This window comes from Haloferula sp., assembly GCF_049672945.1.
Lineage (GTDB): Bacteria > Verrucomicrobiota > Verrucomicrobiia > Verrucomicrobiales > Akkermansiaceae > Haloferula.
This window is the reverse complement of the sequence record NZ_JBATWY010000088.1, coordinates 1-22,420: the sequence shown is the minus strand read 5'-3', so window position 1 is coordinate 22,420 and position 22,420 is coordinate 1. Positions and strand designations below refer to the sequence as shown.

Annotated in this window: 10 protein-coding genes; 7 read left to right on the top strand and 3 right to left on the bottom strand. The window is 58.8% G+C overall.

From position 1 onward, the window contains the following. Positions 1–129 precede the first annotated feature (129 nt). A complete protein-coding gene (locus WBG04_RS07445) occupies positions 130–963 on the top strand; it encodes a hypothetical protein (protein WP_424313771.1) in 834 nt (277 codons plus the stop codon). Between the two features lie 100 nt (positions 964–1,063). After that, positions 1,064–1,942, top strand: a complete 879-nt coding sequence (locus WBG04_RS07440; RefSeq protein ID WP_424313770.1) for a glycoside hydrolase family 16 protein — start codon at positions 1,064–1,066, stop codon at positions 1,940–1,942. Here the strand turns inward: WBG04_RS07440 and WBG04_RS07435 are convergent. After that, a complete protein-coding gene (locus tag WBG04_RS07435) occupies positions 1,939–6,576 on the bottom strand; it encodes a PQQ-dependent sugar dehydrogenase (RefSeq protein WP_424313769.1) in 4,638 nt (1,545 codons plus the stop codon). The two genes, WBG04_RS07440 and WBG04_RS07435, sit on opposite strands and share 4 nt — an antisense overlap. A 378-nt stretch (positions 6,577–6,954) precedes the next feature. On the opposite strand from WBG04_RS07435, the gene WBG04_RS07430 reads away from it, so the two are divergent. The 5 genes from WBG04_RS07430 to WBG04_RS07410 all read left to right on the top strand — a co-directional run bounded on the left by WBG04_RS07430 (position 6,955) and on the right by WBG04_RS07410 (position 16,944). Then, entirely contained in the window at positions 6,955–9,168 is a 2,214-nt protein-coding gene (locus WBG04_RS07430) for a histidine kinase (protein WP_424313768.1), read from the top strand. Then, entirely contained in the window at positions 9,165–9,794 is a 630-nt protein-coding gene (locus WBG04_RS07425) for a response regulator (protein ID WP_424313767.1), read from the top strand. Before WBG04_RS07430 ends, WBG04_RS07425 begins: the two co-directional genes overlap by 4 nt. Positions 9,795–9,938: 144 nt before the next feature. Next, complete coding sequence (locus WBG04_RS07420) at positions 9,939–11,993, top strand: carbohydrate-binding protein (RefSeq protein WP_424313766.1); 2,055 nt, start codon at positions 9,939–9,941, stop codon at positions 11,991–11,993. Between the two features lie 338 nt (positions 11,994–12,331). Beyond that, complete coding sequence (locus tag WBG04_RS07415) at positions 12,332–15,670, top strand: hypothetical protein (protein ID WP_424313765.1); 3,339 nt, start codon at positions 12,332–12,334, stop codon at positions 15,668–15,670. A gap of 167 nt (positions 15,671–15,837) precedes the next feature. Then, on the top strand, positions 15,838–16,944 hold the full coding sequence (locus WBG04_RS07410; protein ID WP_424313764.1) for a lactonase family protein: 1,107 nt from the start codon (positions 15,838–15,840) through the stop codon (positions 16,942–16,944). Positions 16,945–16,980: 36 nt separating this feature from the next. On the opposite strand, the gene WBG04_RS07405 is transcribed toward WBG04_RS07410, so the two are convergent. Beyond that, positions 16,981–21,345 (bottom strand): PVC-type heme-binding CxxCH protein, encoded by a 4,365-nt coding sequence (locus tag WBG04_RS07405; protein WP_424313763.1) that lies wholly within the window; start codon positions 21,343–21,345, stop codon positions 16,981–16,983. Positions 21,346–21,477: 132 nt separating this feature from the next. After that, positions 21,478–22,377 carry a hypothetical protein gene (locus WBG04_RS07400; RefSeq protein WP_424313761.1) on the bottom strand — a complete coding sequence of 300 codons (900 nt, stop codon included), beginning with the start codon at positions 22,375–22,377 and terminating at the stop codon, positions 21,478–21,480. Positions 22,378–22,420 lie beyond the last annotated feature (43 nt).

Here is a 22,420-nt window from a genome sequence, read left to right as displayed (position 1 = left end):
TATTTGTCTACTTTGATGGACTCTTTCGTCAGCGTGAAACAACGACTTGGAATAGAGTAAACCACAAAAAAGTCATCCGACTGCGGATACAAGGCGGAATGGGCGGCGGAATTGAAACCAATTAACGTCATGAAGACAAAGACACCAACCATGGCCCAACCTTGGATCAATTGTGAAGGCAGGTGCTTGGCGGAATTCTCCGCAGGGAAAGCCCTCGTCACCCTCACCAGCACCCTGATGCTGCTCGGCCAGCAGGCTCAGGGCGCCTTGATCTTTTCGGATGCCAACGACGGATTTATCGAAGTAAGGGATACCTTGCCTCCGGCCGATCCTTGGCCTCAGGTCCATCCTGATACTTTCGGAAATTTCCGTGCGGCCATCGGAGAGTGGTTTGGCCCCGGTTTGACGGCCGCAGTCCTGCCATTCCAGCTACCGGACTTCGGAGCTGTGGCCAATCCGTTCGTCAGCGCGGACCTGGGCGTCATGCTCTTCCAAACCGGAGGCGCGACCACCGTGACGGACATCGATCTCTATGCGGTGAGAACCGACGCCAGTCCCCTGATCGCCACCTCAGACTATTACAACGGTTCCGCGATTGATCCGAGTGCCACGCTGATCCAGGAGAGCTTCCTGACGCCTGCGAGTCCGGTCGGCTTTGTCGGAGCTCCCAACAACAATACCGATGCAGGTGGCGATGCCGCCCTACTGTCTTACCTCAATGGTGCGTATGACGGCGGAAACGGCGCTGGCCAGTATGTTTTCCTACGCTTGAGCTATGCGGGAGATGCATATGCCACCGCCTATGACGGCTACAGCATCACGCTTCGCGAAGCAGGCCAGGAGGGCGAATGGCCGGTGATCAACTACACCGCCGTGCCCGAGCCTACAGCCGCTGGCTTGTGTGCCCTCGGCTCTCTGATGTGGCTCGGTCACCGCTCCCGACGCAAAACGACAGGTGCCTGAGCCACGCAATTCACTCCTCAGCCCGATTCGATCCGCGTGTCGAGTCGGGCTTTGTTTTCCTTGATCAACTCTCCCTTTTGAAACTCACCCACCAAGACCCATGAAACCTTTTTCATTCACCGTCGTTCTCGCTTCAGCTTTGCTTTCTTGTGCCTGCTCCGAACGCCAGACAAGCCGTGAGTCGAGCGAGCCGGAGGCGAAAGGCGAACCAAGATTGACCAGCGGCTGGCAGGTCGACTTCTTCGACGACTTCGACACCTTCAATCCCGACAACTGGCAGGACCAGATGCTCTGGGTGAACAACGAATTCCAATGCTATGTCCCCGACAATGAATTCGGCACCCGGGAAGTCAGTGACGGTTCACTCAAACTGAAGGTGATCAACATCGGCGAGGCCTGCCCTTGTGATAACCTCGACAAGCACGGCAACAAGCACCCGGATACCCAATACGTCGCGGGGCGGATTGCCTCCAAGAACCGCAAGGAATTCATCAAGGGCAAGTGGACGGCGCGCTTGAAAGTTTGGGACAATGGTCAGGCCAGTATGTTTCCCGCCTGGTGGCTGCTCGGTGCCCGAAACAACGAGCCACCCGTGCAGGAAGCGGACGAGAACGTCCCCTGGCCGATGCCGGGCTCCGGTGAAATTGATATTTTCGAGCACCATGGCGATCATGGGGCGGATCATTTCACGACCGGCGCGATCAAGAGACTTGATGAAGACAAGGGCGATTGGTGGTCCTTGCGGACGGCGGTCGAGGCGACTTTGGGCGAATACCACGAGTATTCCGTCGAGTGGGTCGGAAGCGATCTCGTCTACCGGGTCGACGGCGTCGAGGTCCATCGCAACGTGGGCGAAGGCGACAACTACCCCGAGCCGATGTTCGCGATCCTCAACTTCGCCAAGATCACCGACTCACCGATGAGCGGCGAATGGGTGATGGAGGTCGACTGGGTGAAGCACGAATACTGGCAAGACTAGCGTTCCTTGATTTCGAAGCGGTAGAACTCCCGCTCGAAATCACTGGGTCCGGTGAGCGTATGGACACTGTCGGGATTGAGCGGCAATCCGTCATTTCCATCGACAGGCCACGCGGACCAGTGGGTGAGATCATCGGAGCGTAAAACGGTCACAGAGCGGTTGCCGAGGCCGGTGAAATCAAAAGCCACGCTGCTGCCTTCCTTGCGGAACACCGGTTGCCAGATGCTGTCCCGATCCTTGGGATCGGTGTTGGTGAACCATTCAAATTGATTGTCGCCCTGATCCCCATCGGGATTGGCCCCGGGTTCTCCTTCCGCCGAGGTGCTGCTGCCAAATCGGGCAAGCCGCCACTCCTCATAAGTGGTCTCCTCCTGAATCTCACCAGCAATCCATTCGGCGAGCAACTGCGCTCCTTCCAAGTCGATCACCTCCGTCGCAAGCGGAGGCATGCGGGAGTAGCCATTGGCCGCGGCGGTGCGGTTGTAGATGATGGAAGCGTCGGGATGACCCGGCACGACGAGCAGGTCGCCGGGCGAGAGCGGACCATCGACCGGGATGCCATTGACGAGACCGGTCTCGGCGAGCGTGAGATGAGCACGGCCATCCCAGTTGCCACCGCCGGTGCCGCCCGCCTGATGGCAGTAGGCGCAGTTGACTTCGAGGTAGGAGCGCACCCGTGCCTCGAGCGAGTAGGTGGTCTCATCAGGTCGCAGATGGCGCGGCAGCTCGGCGGGGTCGTCGTCCAATCCAGTGATGTATCCCGCGACGTCGAGCAGACCGACGAAGTTGCCGGGCACGTCGGCGATGATGCCTTCGGTGTTGAGTTGCGGCGTGTTGAAGGAAAGCGCGTGGCCGGCCTCCGGGGTGTGGCAGGTCAGGCAGGCACTACGGGAAGGAATATTCCATGGAATGCTGCTCGGTGAATCATCGATGGTGATGTTCACCTCGAAGGTCTCCCCGTTGTTGTCCGCAAGCGCCGCCTCGGTCTGGGGGCCACTGTTGAGGTTGTTCCAGCGATAGGACACGCCGTAGGAACCCGACGCAGTACGCACGAGGAAACGTGTTTCAAGACGACGACTGGGCGATCCGTCGACCGGTCTTCGGTCCGTCACAGCCTGGCCATCAATCACCCGCGAGAAAGTCTCCCACTCGGTCGGGTAATCGAAGTGCTTCACCCAGACCATGCCTTGCGGGAAGCTCCAGGGATTGCTCTCCGAATAAGATACGGTGTCCGTAGTATCATTGAGGAGGAACCAGCGGGACTTTTCCGCAAAGTCCGACCAGAAGCGCAGATTGGGCTGGTAGAACACCCCGCCGGGATTCGGCGTGAGGTCGCTGAGATCGGCAAAGAAATTCGTTTGCGACAAGCGATCTGGGAAAGTGGTGTCAACCGTGCCCAGCGTGAGCCGCTTGATACTCCCGACACCCGGGTTGCCCCCGGTGTTTCCACGATCGAGAAAAAGAATGTCCCCACTGGCAGGGTCGGTGGTCAGGGCGACGATTCCCACTTCGCCGGCGAGGCGGACGACGGTCGGCTCCGGAAGCGTGCGCTCAAGGCTCCAGATGTTGCCTGAGATAAAGTCGGCGAAGACATACTTGCCGGTAAGCTCCGGGAGGCTGGTGCCGCGGTAGATGAAACCACCAGTGACCGAGTTTCCCTGGAGGGCACCGCCTCCCCGCGTGTAATCCCAGAGAGGTTCGGTCAGGGTGGCGGCGGCTTCGTTGGCACCGTTGATCACTTGTCCACTTCGAGCACCTGCCAGCGTTCCCTCACGCCAGGCCCAGCCACCATTCTGTCCGGCAGTGTAGACGCCGATCTCTTCACGGCTGGCACTACCCACATCAGCGACCCAGACTTCATCAACGCTGCCGTTGCCATCAAGGTCCTCAGGTGAAAATTGCCACGGATTGCGCATCCCGGTGAGATAGATCTCCGTGCGAACTTCGCTGGGATCGACGACGACACCATTGAATGAGGTCGCTCCGACAAAGGGATTGTCGGCCGGAATCGAAAAGTAGGCCTTACCGCTGCCATCGCGTGGAATGTCCGGGTCCACGTTGGGTTCGAGGTTTCCCGGGAGCTTGTCGACATCGAGCCGCATGATGCACGACCAGAGATTTTTGTCGATGTGCTGCGAATTGTTCTCGTTGTCATTCTGGCCTCCCGAGTCGCCATCGCCAATGCCGACATAAAGGTAGCCGTCCGCCCCAAAGCGGCAGCTCGAGATGTTATGGAACGAACTCGGGTCGGCCTGGTCGATCAGGATTTGTTCGGAGCCCGCCGTGTAGGGAGGGCTGGTCAGGCAGGTGAGACGCGAGACCCGGACGGTGCCGGCACTGGAGTTGTAAGTGACGTAAATATAGCCGTTGTTTTCCCAATCCGGATGGGCGGCGATTCCCTTCATCGCCTTCTCGTTGTTGTCGTGATTCACCTGTCCTGTGAGATCCGCGACGAGAATCTTGTCGGCATTGGTCGGCTTGGCAGCAAGATTGGGGACGAGGTAGATCCGTCCCTCGCCCTCGGCGACAAAGAGCTTTCCGCCGTCTCCGGGGACACCCGAAAAGCCGTGGGGAAAACTGAAGGTAAGTCCAGGGAAGGCGTCTTCAACCGTCAGCGCAGTGGCCGGCGCCGAGGATGGCATGTCGACGAAATTGGTACTAAATCGGTAGTTTTTCGAGAAAGTGACCGTCACGGTCGCGCCCGTGGTGAGCGTTCCCGAGGCATTCGAAACCTCGTATTCGAAGCTGTCATCTGGCGGCGCTCCGGTGGTGTGCTGGTAAAGGATCGAGCCATCTGGATTTGCTGTGGCGGTGCCAGTACTGGGGGCGCGGGTGATCGTCAGCGAGGCGGGGTTGAGCGACCCGGTGTCATTGGCCAGGACCTGGAGCCGGGCTTTCTTGCCGTAGGCCATTGTGACGCTGTCGTCGGCGGTGACCGGCGGGCCATCCTCGAGGGCATCCCATGTGGTGGCGACCCGGACCCCGTCCCACTCGACGTCTCCACCGCTTCCCGACCCGAGCCGGATGCCGGTCGACCAGTAGCCGCTGGTATGCGCATAGGTGGCAACCGGCGTATTGAACTCTTCGGCTTGGGAGAGATCGGGATCGAGATAGAGGGCGGCAAGGTTCGCATCATAGTCGAGCTTGGCGACGATGGTATAGGTCTGATCGGTAACGGCTTGAATGCCGGAGTAGCCGTGGGCATTGGTGTCGAGATCGTGAATGGCGAACTCGCGATTCCCTGTAGCCGGATTGGCGGTATTCGGGACGCCGAAGAGGTAGCGTTCAGTGCCGAAATCGAAGGAACTGGCCCCGCCCCAGGTAGCGCCGGCCCGACGGGTCATTTCGAAGCGGTAGTAAACCGCCCGGCGGTCGTTCTGACCGGCTTCTCCGATGGCGCCCGATGCCTCGTCCGTGCCGAAATAGTTCCGCTTGGCGCTGCTGTTCTGGGTGACGAGCACCCCGCCCACGACTTGCGGACTTCCCCCCGTTGCCACCCAAGGCGCGCTCGGCCCGGTGTGGCCGAGAAAGGAATCATTGGCCGTGGAGTTGTCAAAATCCCAGTGCGCTCCGCCGTTTGCACCCGCAATGGCACCATCGTCATAATCGAAGCTGTCCCTGCCGATCAAATCGGGGTCGGGATTCGATCCCGGATAGCTGCCGCTGTTGCGGGGATCGGTCTCCGCGGCAACCTCGGCACCATCGTTGAATCCATCGTTGTCACTATCGCTGTCCTGCGGGTCAGTACCGTTCTGATACTCCTCAAGATTGGTCAAGCCATCTGCCCCACCGTCAGAATCTTCATCAAGAGCCGAGTCGTCGATGCCGACGATCAATCCATTGTCGCGTTCCCAATCATCCGGCATGTCGTCGTCGTCCGTGTCGTTGTCGACGATCGTGAGATCCGACCAGAGGGTGGCCACGGTGAGATTGTCCCAGGTGACTTGCCCCGCCGAAGCCAGGCGCACCGAACTCGTCCAATCGCCCGTAGTGTAGACACGTGAAACGTCGGACGTTCCTCCCGAACTGTTCCAGACATCGGTGTCATCGGGGTCGATGAACAGGCCGATGCGGTTGTTGTCGAAGTCGAGAACCGCGACGAGATTGTAAGTCTGGTTGTCGGCCAGTTGGATGAGGCCGTTGGTCGTACCGACTCCCGATTCCTCCACTCCGATGGTATCGCTTCCCGCTTGATTCCCGGGGACTCCGAAGAAGATTTCTTCGCTTCCGAAATCGTAAACGCTTAGTCCGCCCCAGCCCGCGCTCGAACTGCGGGTCATGTCGAATTGATAGAACAAGACTCCACTCGCGCGAAAGCTACCCAGGCGCTCGTCGGTGGGGGCACCTTCGCTACCGCGGCCCTCGCCCGGTCCGTTGAACTCGCGCAAGGCACCACTGCCATTGGTGACGAGTGCGTTGTTGGCAATCGTGGTTCCGCCAAAAAGATTGTTCCAATCCGAAGACGTCCCGGTGTGACTCCCAGCGACGTTGTCCCAGTCGAAATGCTGTCCGCCCTTCGATCCGGCGATCCCACCATTCGCATAACTGAATGGCTCGACCCCGACTAGCTCCCCTTTGGCAACATGGCAAACAAAGGAAAAGCAGACGAGCAGGAGTGTGAAATTCGCAAACAATGGGATTGGGGGTTTTAACAAAGGAAGCCCCTGCTGGCCGAGGCTTGCCGACAATACGATATCAGTCTGCCGAAGTTCGCGAGACGAGGAAAACAAATGGGGCTTTGATGGTTGCGGGGACTCCGAGCATATTTTAGCAGCCTCCCCTTCCGTCAAGGATCGGGACACCCCTCGATCGAGGGATGCTGGCAGGGGAGTGTCGCTCCATTCTGAGATTTATCCATCGCTGATCCATGGGGGAAATTACGATTCACCGTTCCGCGAGCCCTCCACCCCTGCTGTGGGCATGTCGGACGCAGACGCCAAATTGGATCGACTTCACCTCCAGCAAGCCCACATTGGCGATTCTCCGGACTCCCAACGGATGAGGAAAAGACCATGCCGCGCCACCCATTGACGATCGCCCTGCTTGCCTGTGTCCAGTTGGCCACAGCCCAATCCGATGGCGAGGTTTTGACCAAGATCCGCGATGTGATCTCGCTCTCCGAGGAACGGGCATCCAGCGAGATCCCGGTTTCCGTCAGTGGGGTGGTGACGGCAGCGCCGCCGGACTGGAATGGCCAGTTCTTCGTGCAGGATGACACCTCCGGAATCTTCGTTTCGAATTATGGCAGAGAGGGCCCGCAAACGGGCGATGTGGTCGTGATCAAGGGGGTCAGCAATGCGGGAGGATTCGCCCCGATCATTATCCACCCGGAGTGGGAGAAGGTGGGAACAGCCCCGCTGCCTGCTGCCAAAAAAGTCTCGATCGAAGAATTGATGACCGGCATTGAGGACAGTCAGCGAATCGAAGTATCGGGCATCGTAAGGATGGCGCTGTTAGAAGAACGCGCGCTTGTCCTGTATATCAAAGCTGGCAGCCATCGTCTGCGCGCGGCCGTACCACTCGGGGTCGTCGATGATCCCGGGTCCCTCATCGGTGCCCGGGTGCGACTCCGAGGCACCGCAGCGACGAACTTCAATCCCGAATCAAGGCAGATCATCACGGTGAACCTGATGGTTCCTCTCGCCGAGGACTTCGTGGTCGAAGCAATGGAACCCAGCGACCCATTCAAAAAGGATGCAATCCCGATCAACAAGCTGGCGCAGTACAACCGGGACCACCTTGCGGGCCAGAGGATCCGGGTGCTGGGCACGGTGACCTATCAAAGGCCGGGCAAGGATCTGTTCATCAATGATGGCACCGGCGGGCTTCGGGTTCGAACCCGACAGAACCTCACCGTCAAGCCCGGTGATCGCGTCGAAGTGGTCGGCTTTCCCGAGTTCGATCAATTCTTACCCATTGTTCAGGATGCCCTTGTCAATAAAATCGAAGCTCCGTCCGATGGCATGACCCCCGAGTTTCTCACCGTCGAAGACCTGCCAAAATTCCACCGGCATGCGGATCTGGTAACCCTTCAGGCTCAGGTCCTCGACATGATGGTTGGCAGCGCCGGGACGGCAGACGAACCACCATCGGATGTCGAGGTCTCCCTCGTCCTGCAGGCGGGAGAGCACGTCTTCACAGCCGAAGGCCCCGCCGCCAAGTCCAACGTGGCGCTTCTCGACGTCCCGCTGGGCAGCACCGTCGAACTCACCGGAATCTGTATGCTTCAGGTCGAGGAAAACGGGGTCGTCCAATCGTTCCAGATCCTTCTTCCCGAGGTCGGAAATGTGAGAGTGCTGAAGAAGCCGAGTTGGTTCACTCCCGGGCGCCTGCTCGCAGGTCTCGCTCTTTTGACCGCAGTGCTGGTGCTTGCCTTCGCCTGGGTCGTCACCGTCTCCCGAAAAAACGCCGCTCTGAAGCAGAGCATCAGTGACAAGATCGCGGCCCAGAACGACCTTCAGAAAGCCCACGACAGCCTCGATCAGCGCGTTCAGGAGCGCACCGAGCAATTGAAATTTGAAATGAACGAGCGCAAGGAGGCGGAGGTTCGTTTCAGGGCGACCCTTGCCGAGCGGACGCGCCTTGCCCAGGAGCTTCACGACACCACCGAGCAGAGCCTCACCGGGATCGGCCTGCAGCTGGATACAGCCGCAAAACTGTTCAAGAAGGATCCAGACGGCGGCCGCAAGCCTCTCGAAATGGCGCGGAATCTCATCGACCGCAGCCACATCGAACTGCGCCGGTCCATCTGGAACCTGCGTTCCCGCGAACTCGAGCAGTTCATGCTTCCCGATGCCCTGAAAATGAGCGTGAGGGAAATGGTCGAAGGAGCCGAAATCGAAACGACTTTCAAGATCATCGGTGAAGTCCGACCACTCTCCGAAGTGATCGAGGAAAACCTCCTGCGACTCGCCCGGGAAGCGAGCGCCAACGTCGTCAAACATGCCAAGGCAAGCAGGCTCGACCTGTTCCTGAAGTTTGGTCCGCAGAGCGTCAGCCTGGTGGTCGCGGACGATGGATGTGGGTTCGATCCCGACAAAGCGCCTGGTGCCGGAGAAGGGCATTTCGGCCTGCTGGGCATGTCCGAACGCGCCAAACGTTTCAATGGCACCCTGCGGGTGATCAGTTCCCCTGAAAACGGAACCCGGCTGGAGATCGAAATTCCAACGAATCAGACGAGTGACCGCGAAACCGTCGGCGCCACAGGCATCCAGACCCCATCATGAAAGAAGACGCCAGAATTCGAATCCTCATCGCCGATGACCACTATGTCGTGCGCATGGGATTGGTGGCGCTGGTGAATACCGAGGCCGACATGGAAGTCGTGGCCGAGGCCGAGGACGGGGAAAAAGCCGTCGAGCTTTTTGACCAACATCAGCCGGACCTGGTCTTGATCGATTCCCAGATGCCCAACATGAATGGAGTGGAGGCGACGATCGAGATCCGCAAGCGCTCTCCCGAAGCGCGGATCCTGATGCTGACCGCCTATGACGGCGACGCCGATATCCGGCGCGCACTGGATGCCGGGGTGAACGGCTACGTGCTCAAGCGCTCCACCGGAGAGAACCTGATACCCGCCCTGCGCACCGTCGCCGCCGGTGGCCGATGGCTTTCCAAGGCAGCTGCCGGTGAGCTTTCCCTGAGAAAATCCTACGAGCAGCTCACTCCGCGCGAGGTTCAGGTCCTCGCACAACTGGCGAAAGGCATGGCCAACAAGCAAGTCGCCGAGGCGCTGCAGATCAGTGAATACACCGTCAAGGATCACGTGAAGAACATCCTCGCCAAACTCCGGGTCGGCGACCGGACCGAGGCCGTCACGGTGGCCATCAAGCGCGGATTCATCCGCCTGTAGGAGGTCCCTGCATGTCGCCGCATCCCTCACCCCCCTCCAATGAGGGATGCTGGTCGGCGGGTATCGATTAAGCTCCGCATTTACCTCGATCCTCTTGACCGCCCCTCGAAGCTCCCCACCTTAAAAAGTGTTCCCGGAAACCCAATGAGAATCCCGACCCAAGACCGGCCATTTGCCAGGCTGAGAAGCCTTCCAGCCGTCGGCCTGGCCATGGTGGTGATCCTCTTTCCGGCAACCGTCCTTGCCCAATGGAACCTGGTCTGGAGCGACGAGTTCGACGGCAATGGCGAACTCGATCAGTCGAAGTGGAATTTCGAGGCCTTCGAACCCGGCGCGAACAACAACGAGCTTCAGAAGTACACTTGGAACCGTTTGGAGAACTGCCGTCGTGAGAACGGTGTGCTCGTGCTCGAAGGTCGGCGCGACTGGTGGTGGGATGAAGGCAATCAGAAGACTTACGAATACACCTCCGCCCGCATTCAGACTGCCGGAAAATTCACGATCAAATACGGCAAGATCGAGATGCGTGCGCAGATGCCGTGGGCGAACGGCGGATGGCCGGCATTCTGGATGATGCCGCAGAACGGCCTCTACGGGGGGTGGCCCGATTCGGGTGAAATCGATATCCTGGAATACGTCGGTTGGGACAACGACATCGCCCATGTCAATGCCCACACCCGCGACCGCAACTTCCTCATCGGCACCAATTACGGTTGGAGCGGCTGGGTGGGTGGCATGGAAAACAGCTACCATACCTACGGCATCGAATGGTGGCACGACCGCATCGACTTCTACATTGATGGCATCTGGAGATATGGCTTTAGAAACGAAGGCAACGGCCCCGGCGATTGGCCGTTCAATTCCGAATTCTTCATCATTCTGAACCACGCCATTGGAGGCTGGGGCGGTATCCAGGGTATCGATAATGAAGCCTATGGTACCGCAGGAGACAATTATGGCGTGGGTTACTTCGTCGACTGGGTGCGTGCCTACAAATGGGACTGGCCGGATCATGACATCCCCGCCCATGTCGAGGCCGAGCACTACGAGGGCTACGGCGGCGACATCAGGGAAGAGAAGTGCAACGACGTCGGGGAAGGCTGGAGTGTCGGCTTCATCGATACCGGCGACTTCATGCAGTACAATTTCAATATCCCCGCCTCCGGATGGTATCAGGTCGACTACCGGGTTTCGTCAGACAGTGCCGGGGGCATTCTCACCCTCGGGAAAGAAGGCGTGGACCTCAAGCGAACACGGATCCCCGACACCGGTGGCTGGCAGAACTGGCAAACTGTCAGTGATCGCGTTTGGCTGGATGCCGGCGCTCAGACACTCGATGTTTATGCCACCAATGGCGGGTGGAATCTGAACCATTTCAAAATCAACAGCGCTCCGCCCGCCACCCAGGTCGAGGCGGAATATTACGCGGCCATGTCGGGCGTGCTGGAGCAGCCCTCGGAAGACACCGGTGGTGGCATCTCCGTCGGCTGGATCGATACCAATGACTGGATGAGCTATCCGGTCGTCATCCCGGTGGCCGGGACCTACGAGCTCACCTACCGCGTTGCCAGCGAAGTTGGTGGCGGCATCATCACCTTGGGCAGGGATGGGGTGGATCTCAAGCAGACCCCCGCGCCTAACACCGGTGGCTGGACGAACTGGACGACCATCACGGACACCGTCGACCTTGAGCAAGGACCACAGACGCTCACGCTGTTTGCCACTTCGGGAGGCTGGAACATGAACTGGTGGCGCTACGAACTGCTCGATCCCGACTACGCGGTCTGGGAAGAAAGGAACGAAATCACGGGATCAGGTCGCAGCAACGACCACGACCGTGACGGTTGGACGAATGAGGCCGAATACTACTTCGGGCTGAATCCAAACAGTGGTAGCGAAGACCCGACGCGGATTCCAAAGGCTGGATTTCACACCACCGGTGGCAATTACCCCACTTTCACCTACACCCGCCGCACCCTGGCTCCAGACGTCACCTACACCGTTGAGATCTCGGATGATTTGAGCAAGTGGACACCCATCATCCAGGCGGATGGGGGAAGCGCTCCCTACACCTACACCTTGTTCAACGAATCCGACGATCACGGCGACGGAACCCAAACGGTGACGATTCGCTACAATGTCGACGTGTCAGCTGCCACCACCAGCAACTTGTTCTTCAGGCTGGTTGCGACCGAATGACAGGCGGTGCTTTTGGCCCACTCATTTCTCACTCAGCAGCACCATACAGCTGCAATGATCAAAGCGAATTCATCGCTGCGGATCTGATCCTGGTCCGCTCGCCGATACCGCCAGTCAGCAGCCACGCGGTCCGAAGATAAACGAAGGACGTCCCCGCCAGACATCGGGGTCAAGGTCCGGAGAAAAGCTGTCAAATTGGTCCCCACTCACGGATTGATCCGCCTCCGGTCCAGCATGCTCGTGACCGTGGAATCCCTCCAATGAGGGATGGCGACCGGTCGACACTCGATTACCTTCTAGACCAAACCCTTCTCTTGAGCCTTACTAGATCGAAACCCATGAAAAAATCCAGAGCACTTATTTTTGCCTGCGGAAGCTTTATGCTGCCGCTCTACGGTGTCGAAATCGGCAACGATGACTTTAGCGCTTACGCTGACGGACCGATCGACGGTTTTGAAGGTGGCAACGGCTGGTCCTACAACGGGGAGCTGATGGATCAGACCAACCCCGGGGGTGAATCCTTCTGGGAAAGCCCCGGTTTCGGTGATGCGAATGACCAGACCGTTTCCTCCGGCACCCTGATCACCGGGCAGTCGATATCGACCGGCGGCGGTGGTGGTTCGCTCCGCCGCTTCGGCCAGGACCGCGTGAATGCCGCCATCCGAGGGACCGGCCAGGTCTTCTACAAGGTCGAAATGACTCGCAGCGCCGCTTCGGTCTGGAGCGGCCTGAGTCACATGGATTTTGGCACCGAAAAGGTCCAGTTCGGCGTCCCCTTTGCAAACGCTGGAACCGACACCATTGGCATCGAGGTCTCCAACACTGCCGAAAACGGCGTCACCTCCGGCACCATCAACCTCGTCGATGGCACCACCTACACGCTGGTCTGCGTCCTCGACTTCTCCAACAACAAGGTCGCGATGTTCGTCGATCCGCCTGCCACAGCCTACTGGACCGGCGCGGGCAACAACAACGCCGACGTCGTCCGCACCTTCAACAACGACAACTGGGCCTCTGATGTCCGACTCGCCTCCGACGGCGACACGACCTGGGACAACCTCGTGGTCGGCACCTCCGCCACGGACGTCGGCCTTCAGGATTTTGTCGATGCCGACGGCGACGGACTGCCTGGCGACTGGGAAATGGCCAATGATCTGAATGATGATGACGACGGCGAGGTTGGCGAGACATCGCCGGGCGCCAAGGACGGGCCCAACGGTGCGCTTGGCGATCCCGACATGGATGGCCTGACCAACCTTGAGGAGTACGACGGCACCGGCATCCTCGGCTTCGACGGGGGCACCGATCCTCAGGAAGCGGACACCGACGGTGACACCCTGCTCGACGGTCCCGAAGTCCTGACCAACAACACTGATCCGCTTGATCCCGACAGCGACAACGACGAGCTCAGTGATGGGGCCGAGATTAACACCCACTCCACCAATCCCAACGTGGCTGACACCGATGGAGGTGGCACCAACGACGGCACCGAGATCGCGCTCGGTACCCTGCCACAGGCCGGCAATGCCAGCGACGATCCTGCCACCAACGGTGATCTCGACCTGATCGGCATCGAAATGTTCGATTACCCGGATGGTCCGATCGATGGCAAGACCGGCGGCGATGGCTTTGACTTTGACAATCAGGACACTCCCGACAGCTTCACCGGCCACACCGGGACCAGCTCCGATTGGGACAAATTTGACGGCCTCAATGGCGATCCCCAGATCGTTTGCCAGCGGCTCCGCACAGACGGCAGCGGCGCGCTACGCCAGTTCAACGGACTCGGCGAGGGCAATACCCCCGGATCCTCGGAAGCCAGCGGTGGGATCTATCCGACCCCCACCGGCACTCAGGTTCACAGCGTGTTCTGGGTCAAGTTCGACATGACCCGTTCGTCCGCAGCCGCCTGGTCCGGACTCAGCCTCTACAGCTTTGGCGATGAGAAGGCCTTCATCGGCGTGACCGGAGGAGGGGCCGCCACGGATGCCTTGAGCTATGAAGAACCGGGTGGCGCGAATCAGCAGATCACCAACCTCATCCTCAACGACGGCGAGACCAATACCATCGTCGTCCGCGTCGAACCCGCAGAAGGCTTCGTCGATGTCTACCTCAATCCCGACCTCAACGGCGGCGACCCGTTTGTGGCAGATCCGAATGGTTCCGACATTCTCGCCGTGATCACTCCCACCAGCATCACCGCGATCCGCTGTGCCTCCGCTGGCCAGGCCGAATGGGACAACATCTCCGTCTCCGGCACTTGGGATGGACTCTCCACCACACCGGCGAACACCGGAGGTCTGCGCGATAGTTTTGCCGCCGGATTCGGCCTCACCGACGGTCCTTCTGGAAATGGCGACGGCGACAACTTGACCAACCTCGAAGAGCAGGACAACAGCACCAGTCCGATCCTCGCCGATACGGACGGAGACAATGTCAACGATGACATCGAGCTCACCGGCTCATCGAATACATTCCCGAATCCCGTCACCGACCCTTGCAACGCGGATAGCGACGGCGATGGCATCGATGACGGCGATGAGATCTCCGGTGTGCTCAACATCGCATTCAGTGGCGAGGCCACCGACCCCAACGTCGCCGATACCGACATCGACACCTACAGCGACCTCGCGGAAGTCCAGCTCGGCACCGACCCGAACAATGCCGCGAGTAATCCAGGGGCTGAGGGAATCATCGTGATTGATGGAGTGCGCGATTCCGCCTACGGAGCACCGACCTCCATTCAGACCATCAACTCCGCCTTCGGTTCGAACGAGATCGATGCCGCCTACACCAAGGTTGAAGACGGAAAACTCTTCCTGATGATCACCGGCAACCTTCAGAACAACTTCAACAAGCTGGAGGTCTTCTTCGATACCGGGGACCAGATCACCACCAATGTCTACACCTCTGCCGGAAACGATAACTCCGGCAACATGAACGGCATGAGATTCGATACCGATTTCAGCCCGGAATACCAGATCATCATGCGCCGCGGATTCGATGGATCCACCAACCTGTTCGATCTCGACATCTCCAACCTGGCGACGGCCCAGTCGGACTTTTACGGCAATCTGTTCTCCAATTCGCAGACCGGCGCGGGATCGACGGGAACGGGAACGGTCAACAGCAATCCAATTGAGGTAGCCTACGACGACAGCAACACCGCCGGGATCACCGACGGGGACAACAGCGGTTCCGCAGCCGACCAGGCGGCGGCGGCGGCAGTGACCACCGGCATCGAGCTCTGTATCGATCTTACCGATCTCGGCAACCCGAGTGGCTCGATGAAGATCATGGTGCTGCTCAACAATGACAGTCACAACTTCATGTCGAACCAGACCCTTGGCGGACTGCCAGTCGGCACCGACAATCTCGGCAATCCTGCCAATGTCGACTTCAGCACCTATGCAGGCGACCAGTATTTCCCCGTCGCTGTTGCAAGCACACCGACATTGAAGATCGAAGTCGTCAGCTACAACGGAACCACCATGGTGGTTGACGTCACCGGCGCGGAACCAGGCAAGACCTATGATATCACCAGCTCGATTACCTTGAGCGGCTTCGCTCCGACCGGGGTGACGTTCACAAGTGAAACCGCCACTGGTATCAGCATCCCCGCGAATGCATTAACGGTTCCAAGACAGTTCTTCAGCGCTGCGGAGCAGTCTCCGTAATCGAACAAGAATTGAGATCCCCTTACTGGCCCGCCGGATCATCGGCGGGCCTTTTTCGTATCAAGCCACCCTGCTTTCAATCCCGGTGACCACCTCGCAGGTTGGCAAACGGACATTGCTTTGCCACAGTTTCCGGCATGAGGCCAATTTCTCTCTCAATCGCAGCCATGCTGTTCCTCAGCGCGGGAGCCCTTGCGGAAACCGTCGACCTCTACATCGGTAGCACGGCTCCTGGCCCGGATGGTGGGATTTATCTCGCAAGTCTGGACGAAACCACCGGGGCACTCAGCGAGCCGAAGAAAATCGTCGAGTTTCCCGGTGCGGGTTTCCAGGACCTGAGCCCGGACGGCAAGTTCCTGCTCTCCACCAGCAAGGCGGACGGCAAACCCAGCGGCCAGATCACCCTCTTTTCCATCGGAGACGACCTCTCCCTCACTTCGCTTGGAAACGCCTCCGCCATGGGGGAAGGCACCTGCCACGTGAGTTTCGACCGCAGCGGAAAAGTCGCGATGTTCGCCAACTACGGCAGCGGCAGCGTCGGCAGCGCCCTGATTGGTGACGACGGAAGCTTTGCGGATTCCACTTTCGGGAAAACCGCCTCCTACTTCGAGCACGAGGGCAAAAGCGTGAATCCAAAACGTCAGAATGCTCCTCACGCGCACTCGATCTATCCCGGCCCGGACAACAAGTTCGCCTACGCTCCCGATCTCGGAACCGATCGGGTCGAGATCTACAAGATCGATACCACCACCGGCAAGCTGAGCCACGCCGGCCATGCCAAAACACCCCCGGGTGCCGGACCGCGTCACCTCAAGTTCAGCAAGGACTCCAAACAGGTCTTTGTCTTGAACGAGCTCACGACCAGCATCTCGGTCTTCAATCGCCTGCCCGATGGAATGCTCGAGAAGATTCAGGACATCTCAACGCTACCCGAGGAACCCGTCCTCGAAGGCATGACCTGTTCGGAAATCCGCGTGCACCCAAACGGGCGGTTTGTCTTCACCGCAAACCGTGACACTCAGGGAAAGGGCAACGACTCGCTGAGCGTCTTCGAACTCAAGGACGGCAAGCTCGAGCGCCTCTCCACCGTCCCCGCCGAAGTCTCGATCCCGCGAAACATCAATCTCTCCCCGAGCGGCAAGTGGCTGATCACCGGGGGTCAGAAATCCTACGATATCGCCATCTTTTCAGTCGATTCCGAAACCGGAGCCCTCAAGAAGGTCGGCGATAACATCCCCTGCCCGGGACCGATGTGCTACGTGTTCCTCCCTTGAATCGACCGTAGTGCGGCTGCGCAGAATTCGGAGGCATCAGCCCTCGGGGGTGGTGAGGGCCCGCTTCTTGTTTGGAAACGGATGCTCAGCAAGAAGCTCCTCGGGCGTGTAGAAAATCTTCCGATCCTTGGTCTTCTCTCGAATTGCCTTCACTTCCTCCTCGGTCACCTTTGAAGCCGCATTGCCCCAACTACTACGAACATAGGTCAGCACTGCGGCGACTTCCTTGTCATCGAACATCGCACCCACGGCCGTCATTGGCGGCACCCCTTTCTCGGGATCGTAGGTCTTGCCATTCACCTCGATCTTACCCCACAGCCCGTGAAGGGTAAGCTTGATCAGGCGATCCCGATCACCCGTGACCCACTCACTCTTGGCAATGGGTGGGTAGATATCCGCCAGGCCTTCTCCCGTCTCTTGATGGCAGGTCACGCAGGAGCCCTCCTTGTTGAAGACCTCTCTTCCCAACTTGTAGGCATCATGGAACGCCTTGTCAGACTTCGCGCGCTTGCGGACGGAGCGGGTCATGTAGTCTCGCTCGAGCTCGGCACCCTTGAGTTTCCCCGCCAGCAGAATATCCAAACTCGGCAGACCCTCATTGTCGAAGCCTCCTTCATCAAGAAGCACTTCCACCTCAGGCTTGAGAAGCTTCATTGCCGCATTCAATGAATTGTTGATCCATTTTTCCCGAGGCTGGGAGGCCACTGTTAGCAGCACACGGGCCCCATCCGGCCCACCCAGCCAGCTCACTCCCGTCAACGCTTCGATCCGTACCCGCGGATGCTCATCAGTCGCTGCCAGAAGCAGATACTTCTCCGGATTCTCTAACAGATGCAGGCTATGCCGCACCACGCGGACGGCGGCACTTCGGACCCGGTGGTCGGCCGCCTTCAAGCAGAGCTCCACGAGCTCCGGTGAAGTCTGATTCTGCCCCCAGGTCGCCCACAGTGCCTCCAGCACGAGGCGCTCATCTTCTGCATTGTCTTTGGCAAACTTCAGTGCGGCGGCGACCACCTCATTCTGGTCCCGACCACGGAGCTCAAGGTGGGAGCGCTTGCGAGCCTGCAGTTCAGGGAGCTTCATGTTCTCGAAGAGCTCTTCAATCGATGCCCCGGCGATCCTGGGAATCGTCGCCAGTGGTCTCGACGGATAGGTGATCCGGTAGATCCGGCCATATTCCGGCGAGCGGTTCGGATCACGCGCGGAGTGCTGCATGTGCCCGATCAGCGCATTGTGCCAGTCGATGACATAGAGCGAGCCATCAAAGCCGAACTCCAGATCAGCAGGCCGGAAGTTTCCGTCACTCGAACTGATCAGATCCTGGCGATGCTGCCCTTTGATCTCCGGCCCGTCCTCAACCACCTTGTACTGCTTGATTCCGAGAAAGCCGACGGTGTTGGCGTAGAGGTAGTCTCCCTGAACGTCGTCAGGGAAGTGACTCGAATAAACGAACTCACTCCCGGAGGTTGGGCGGGTGTGGTGCTCGTAGTTGAATTTCTCAACTTTGGACATCCCGTCACCGTGCGGCATCTTGATCCCGTAGCCGCCCACCCAGTACTGGCTGCCACCGGAAGCATCGTTGAGAATGTTTTGACCGTATTCGTCGTGAGCCATTCCCCAGGGATTCGCCAAAGCCGTCTGCACCACCCGCTCCAGCTTCCACGAATGCGGATCCCATCGCCAGACACCCGCAGCCGTGGTGCGCTGCGGTCCATAGGGCGTTTCGATCTGCGAATGTAGAAAGATCCCCTCCAGCATGAAAATCCCGCCACCCTGATCCACATCGAAAGCGGAAATGGCGTGATGGGAATCATGAGGATCAAAGCCATCAAGCACATACTCCCGGCTGTCGGCCCGATCATCACCGTTCGTGTCCTTGAGCAGGAAGAGGCGCGTTCCTTCCGTCACGTAGACACCCTCTGGTGCGAACGCAAAGCCGATCGGGATACTCAAGCCATCGGCCCAGACCGTCTCCTTGTCGGCACGACCGTCACCGTCGGTGTCTTCATAAATGAGGATCTTGTCGTCGGGCTTCGGATCGCCGGGGCGATAATGCGGATAACTCGGCATCGTCGAGACCCACAGGCGCCCCTTGTTGTCGAAGCGCATCTGCATCGGATTGGCGAGATTCGGAAACATCGCCTCCGTCGCAAAGGTGGAAACCTCATAGCCATCCGGCAGCGTGAATTTCTTGAGTGCCTCCGCTTCTTCCAGATAGTCCAGAGCCCCATTCTTTTTACTAGGAGCATAGTTGGTCACGATTTCTGAAAGCGGCCGGGTCACACTGTCGTCCGGCTTGATCTCTTTCCCCTTGGCCGCCTCCCAGATCCTCCAATCACGGAGCACCGTCATCTGCCGGACTTTCTCGATTTCCTCAGGGTAGTTTTCATTGCCATACGGTGTCCAGCGTCCGCCATAGACGTGAACGCCATTGGGTATGCGGTAATCGTTGTGCCAGAACCAGTTCTTGTCTTCGATCGCCTTCTTCAAAAGAGGCCCGGCTAGTTGCTCGGGCTTCTTCCCGAAGAGCTGCTCGAAGAGCAGTGGAGCCAATTGGGAATACCCCGACTCGTTGAGGTGCACGCCGTTGATGGTGTAGCCCGACCACTTGCTGCTTGGTTCGAAGAGCTCGACAAAGCCGACTTTCTTCTCGGCCGCCACCTCCTTCACCACCTCGGCATAGGCCTTGAGGATCTCATTGCGCCGGGCCGCGTCAGGAAGCGAGTATTCCGGCAGATTCTCGGTTGCCGTAGGGGTCGCCAGCACCAGCCTTGGCGCACGCTTGTAGTTGTAACCTTGTTTCAAGGTGTGATCGACGAAGCCCGCCAGCTCGCCACGGAAGTTTTCCAAGCCCTCCATTCCTGCGAAGGATTCGTTGAAGCCAAAGAAGGCCACAATGGTATCGGCGCTGAGGATCGTCAGCCACTCGTCCGGATGCGGGTAGTGTCCCTTTCCCTGATGCCTCAGGATATCGGGGCGGAACTTATTGCCACCCGGAAAGGCCCAAGGGTTCTCGTTGCCGGCCTCCGGGCGGAAAGCCGGAGTGTGGCCGGAAAATCCCATGTTGCGAAAGGTAATGTCCTTGTTGGGAAAATTCGCGTAAAGAAGCTCCTCGAAATCGCTGAACTGATTCATCCGCTCCGCAAGCGAGTTTCCCAGCAGGACGATGCTCTCGCCCTTCGTAAGCGTCAGTGGCAGCTTGACCGCCTCGGCCGGACTGGCACCCAGATCCTTGGGCTGGTGATACTCCGGGCGCTTCCCTTCCTTCCGCTGGACCTCGCTTGGCGTGATCGTGGAAATGATCTTCGGCCCGGGAATATCGGCATATCGGGAAGTCTCCTTCTTGGGTTCCTTCTTGGCCGCCTTGAGACTGCCTTCGATCAGGCCCTTCATCGGCGACCCGGTCATCGGCGACTTCCCATAACCGAAATCCGCTGGCTTGAGCCCAAGTTTCTTGAAGTAGTTCTTGTCCTTGATGAATTGAAACCGGCTCGGTTCGAACGGATCCACATAACTCACATCCGCCTTCGCCGGCACTTCGAGTCCAGTCAGGTAAAAGACCACATTGATGAACAAGCGGCGGAGCCCCTCATTATCAAGATCGCAGGACGAACCCATGGTGCTGCAAACAGCCACGCCTTCCTTCCCCTGCGGCGCTTGGTAATCACGAATCCAGACCGCGGGCTGGGGAGGTTTGCCCTCCACGTCGGCGGAGTCCGGCAGCAGCGTCTCGGTGACCACGCCATCAAGGAGAATCGTCGCGTTTTCATCCGACACACGCTTCACGGTGTAGACATCGCTCTCGGCAAAAACGTCGGAGACTCCGTTGAGAATCGGATGGTCGGCATGCTTCTCATTCGGGACGCCGCGCGCCCCTTCGACGGCATGCTTTCCGTGGTGACTCACCCAGCCTTCCCCGAGGATATCAATCCCGAAGTTCGTCCAGTCGATCCCGCCCAGCTGATTGCCCTTGGTCTTGAAGGCATGGGTTGAAGTACGGAATCCAAAGATCGGCTTGCCGGCGTTGATGTAATCGGCGAGTGGCTGAAGTTGGGCGTCGGGAAGATCACGGAATCGAAGCCCCATGATGACCAGGTCAGCAGTCTTGATCGCCTCGGTCCCTGGGATGTTTTTCTGGTTGTTGGGGTCGATATTTCCATCCGCATCGAGGGAGAAAAGCACCGTCGTGTCGAAACCGTGGTGCTTGGAAAGAATCTTTGCCAGCATCGGACAAGCTTCTTCCGAGCGGTATTCCTCATCGCCCGCCATCAGCACGATGTGCTTGCCGTTGCCGGGCTTGCCCTCAGCGCCCTCGAAACGCAGTGGCTCTGCCTGAAGGCACGAAAAGCTCCACATCAGGGAAACGAGTGAAAATAGACGGGTAACAGCTTGTTTATTCATCGGATGGTCCTGACAACTCAGGAAATTGGTGGGCGTCAAATACGCCGATATCTCGGGCCTTCTTGCTGAATCGGCGGATTTTATCCGACAACATCATGGGATTCGATTCCCATCGCTCTCAAGTGGCCTCACCTAACGCAACACCCGCCGCAGCATCATCTCCACGCCCTCACCCGTCTCCCGCGCATTGGCCAGCCATTCCCTCGCGAAACCCCGGAAGCCCATGTCATCGGAGGCGAGGCACATCAAGCCCACCAGAATCAGCAGGTTCGCCAGGTAAATGATCGTCAGCGAGAGAAAGGTGCCGTTTTCCCGCAGGTCCGGCTGATCCCGCGGTATCATCCACAAGGTCCACAGCAGGTGGAAGGCCCAGCAAAAACCCAACAGACCGAACAAGCACTTCATGGCCGCATCCGGAAGATCGACGAAATAGCCAACTGCCGCGAACACCGCCACCACCAACGCGGCCCAGAGCGGCACAAAGTATGGAGCGAGAGCGATCACAATGTTCGATTTATCGGTCGTCACATAGCCGCCGTCCACGCTCACCCCCCAGTCACTCACCTTTCCTCGAAACATCCAGATGAACACGATGTGGGTCAGCTCATGCCCGAGCACATAGAGGTAGAGAAAATAGTCCTTCAACAGACCCGTCGCGAACCACCCGGTCATCAGCAGACCTCCGGTCGCGAAATACCAAAAGGCACTCGTCCGCCAGAAATCAAGGCGCAGCGCCACATCCGAGAACTGACTGAAAAACGTCCAGCTCGTGACCCCGCAAAGCGGCAGCAGCATGAGTGCTAACAGCCAGCGGCCCATCCGCAGCATCAGACCCGGCGTCTCCTCAAGATCGATGGTTCCGCTGATCGCCGCACGCACCGACTTCAGCGCACGGCGGTTGCTGGGTCGGTTGACCTTGGCCCTCGCCCGGGCGTTCGCGAGCTTCAGGGCTTCCGAAAAGGACGGCCGCTTGCGCCGACGAGTGTTCGCCGTCTTCGATCCCAAAGTGACCTTTTTCCTCTTCACCGCCATGCGCGGAGAAGGAAATACTTAGGATTTCTTAAGGAATCAAGAT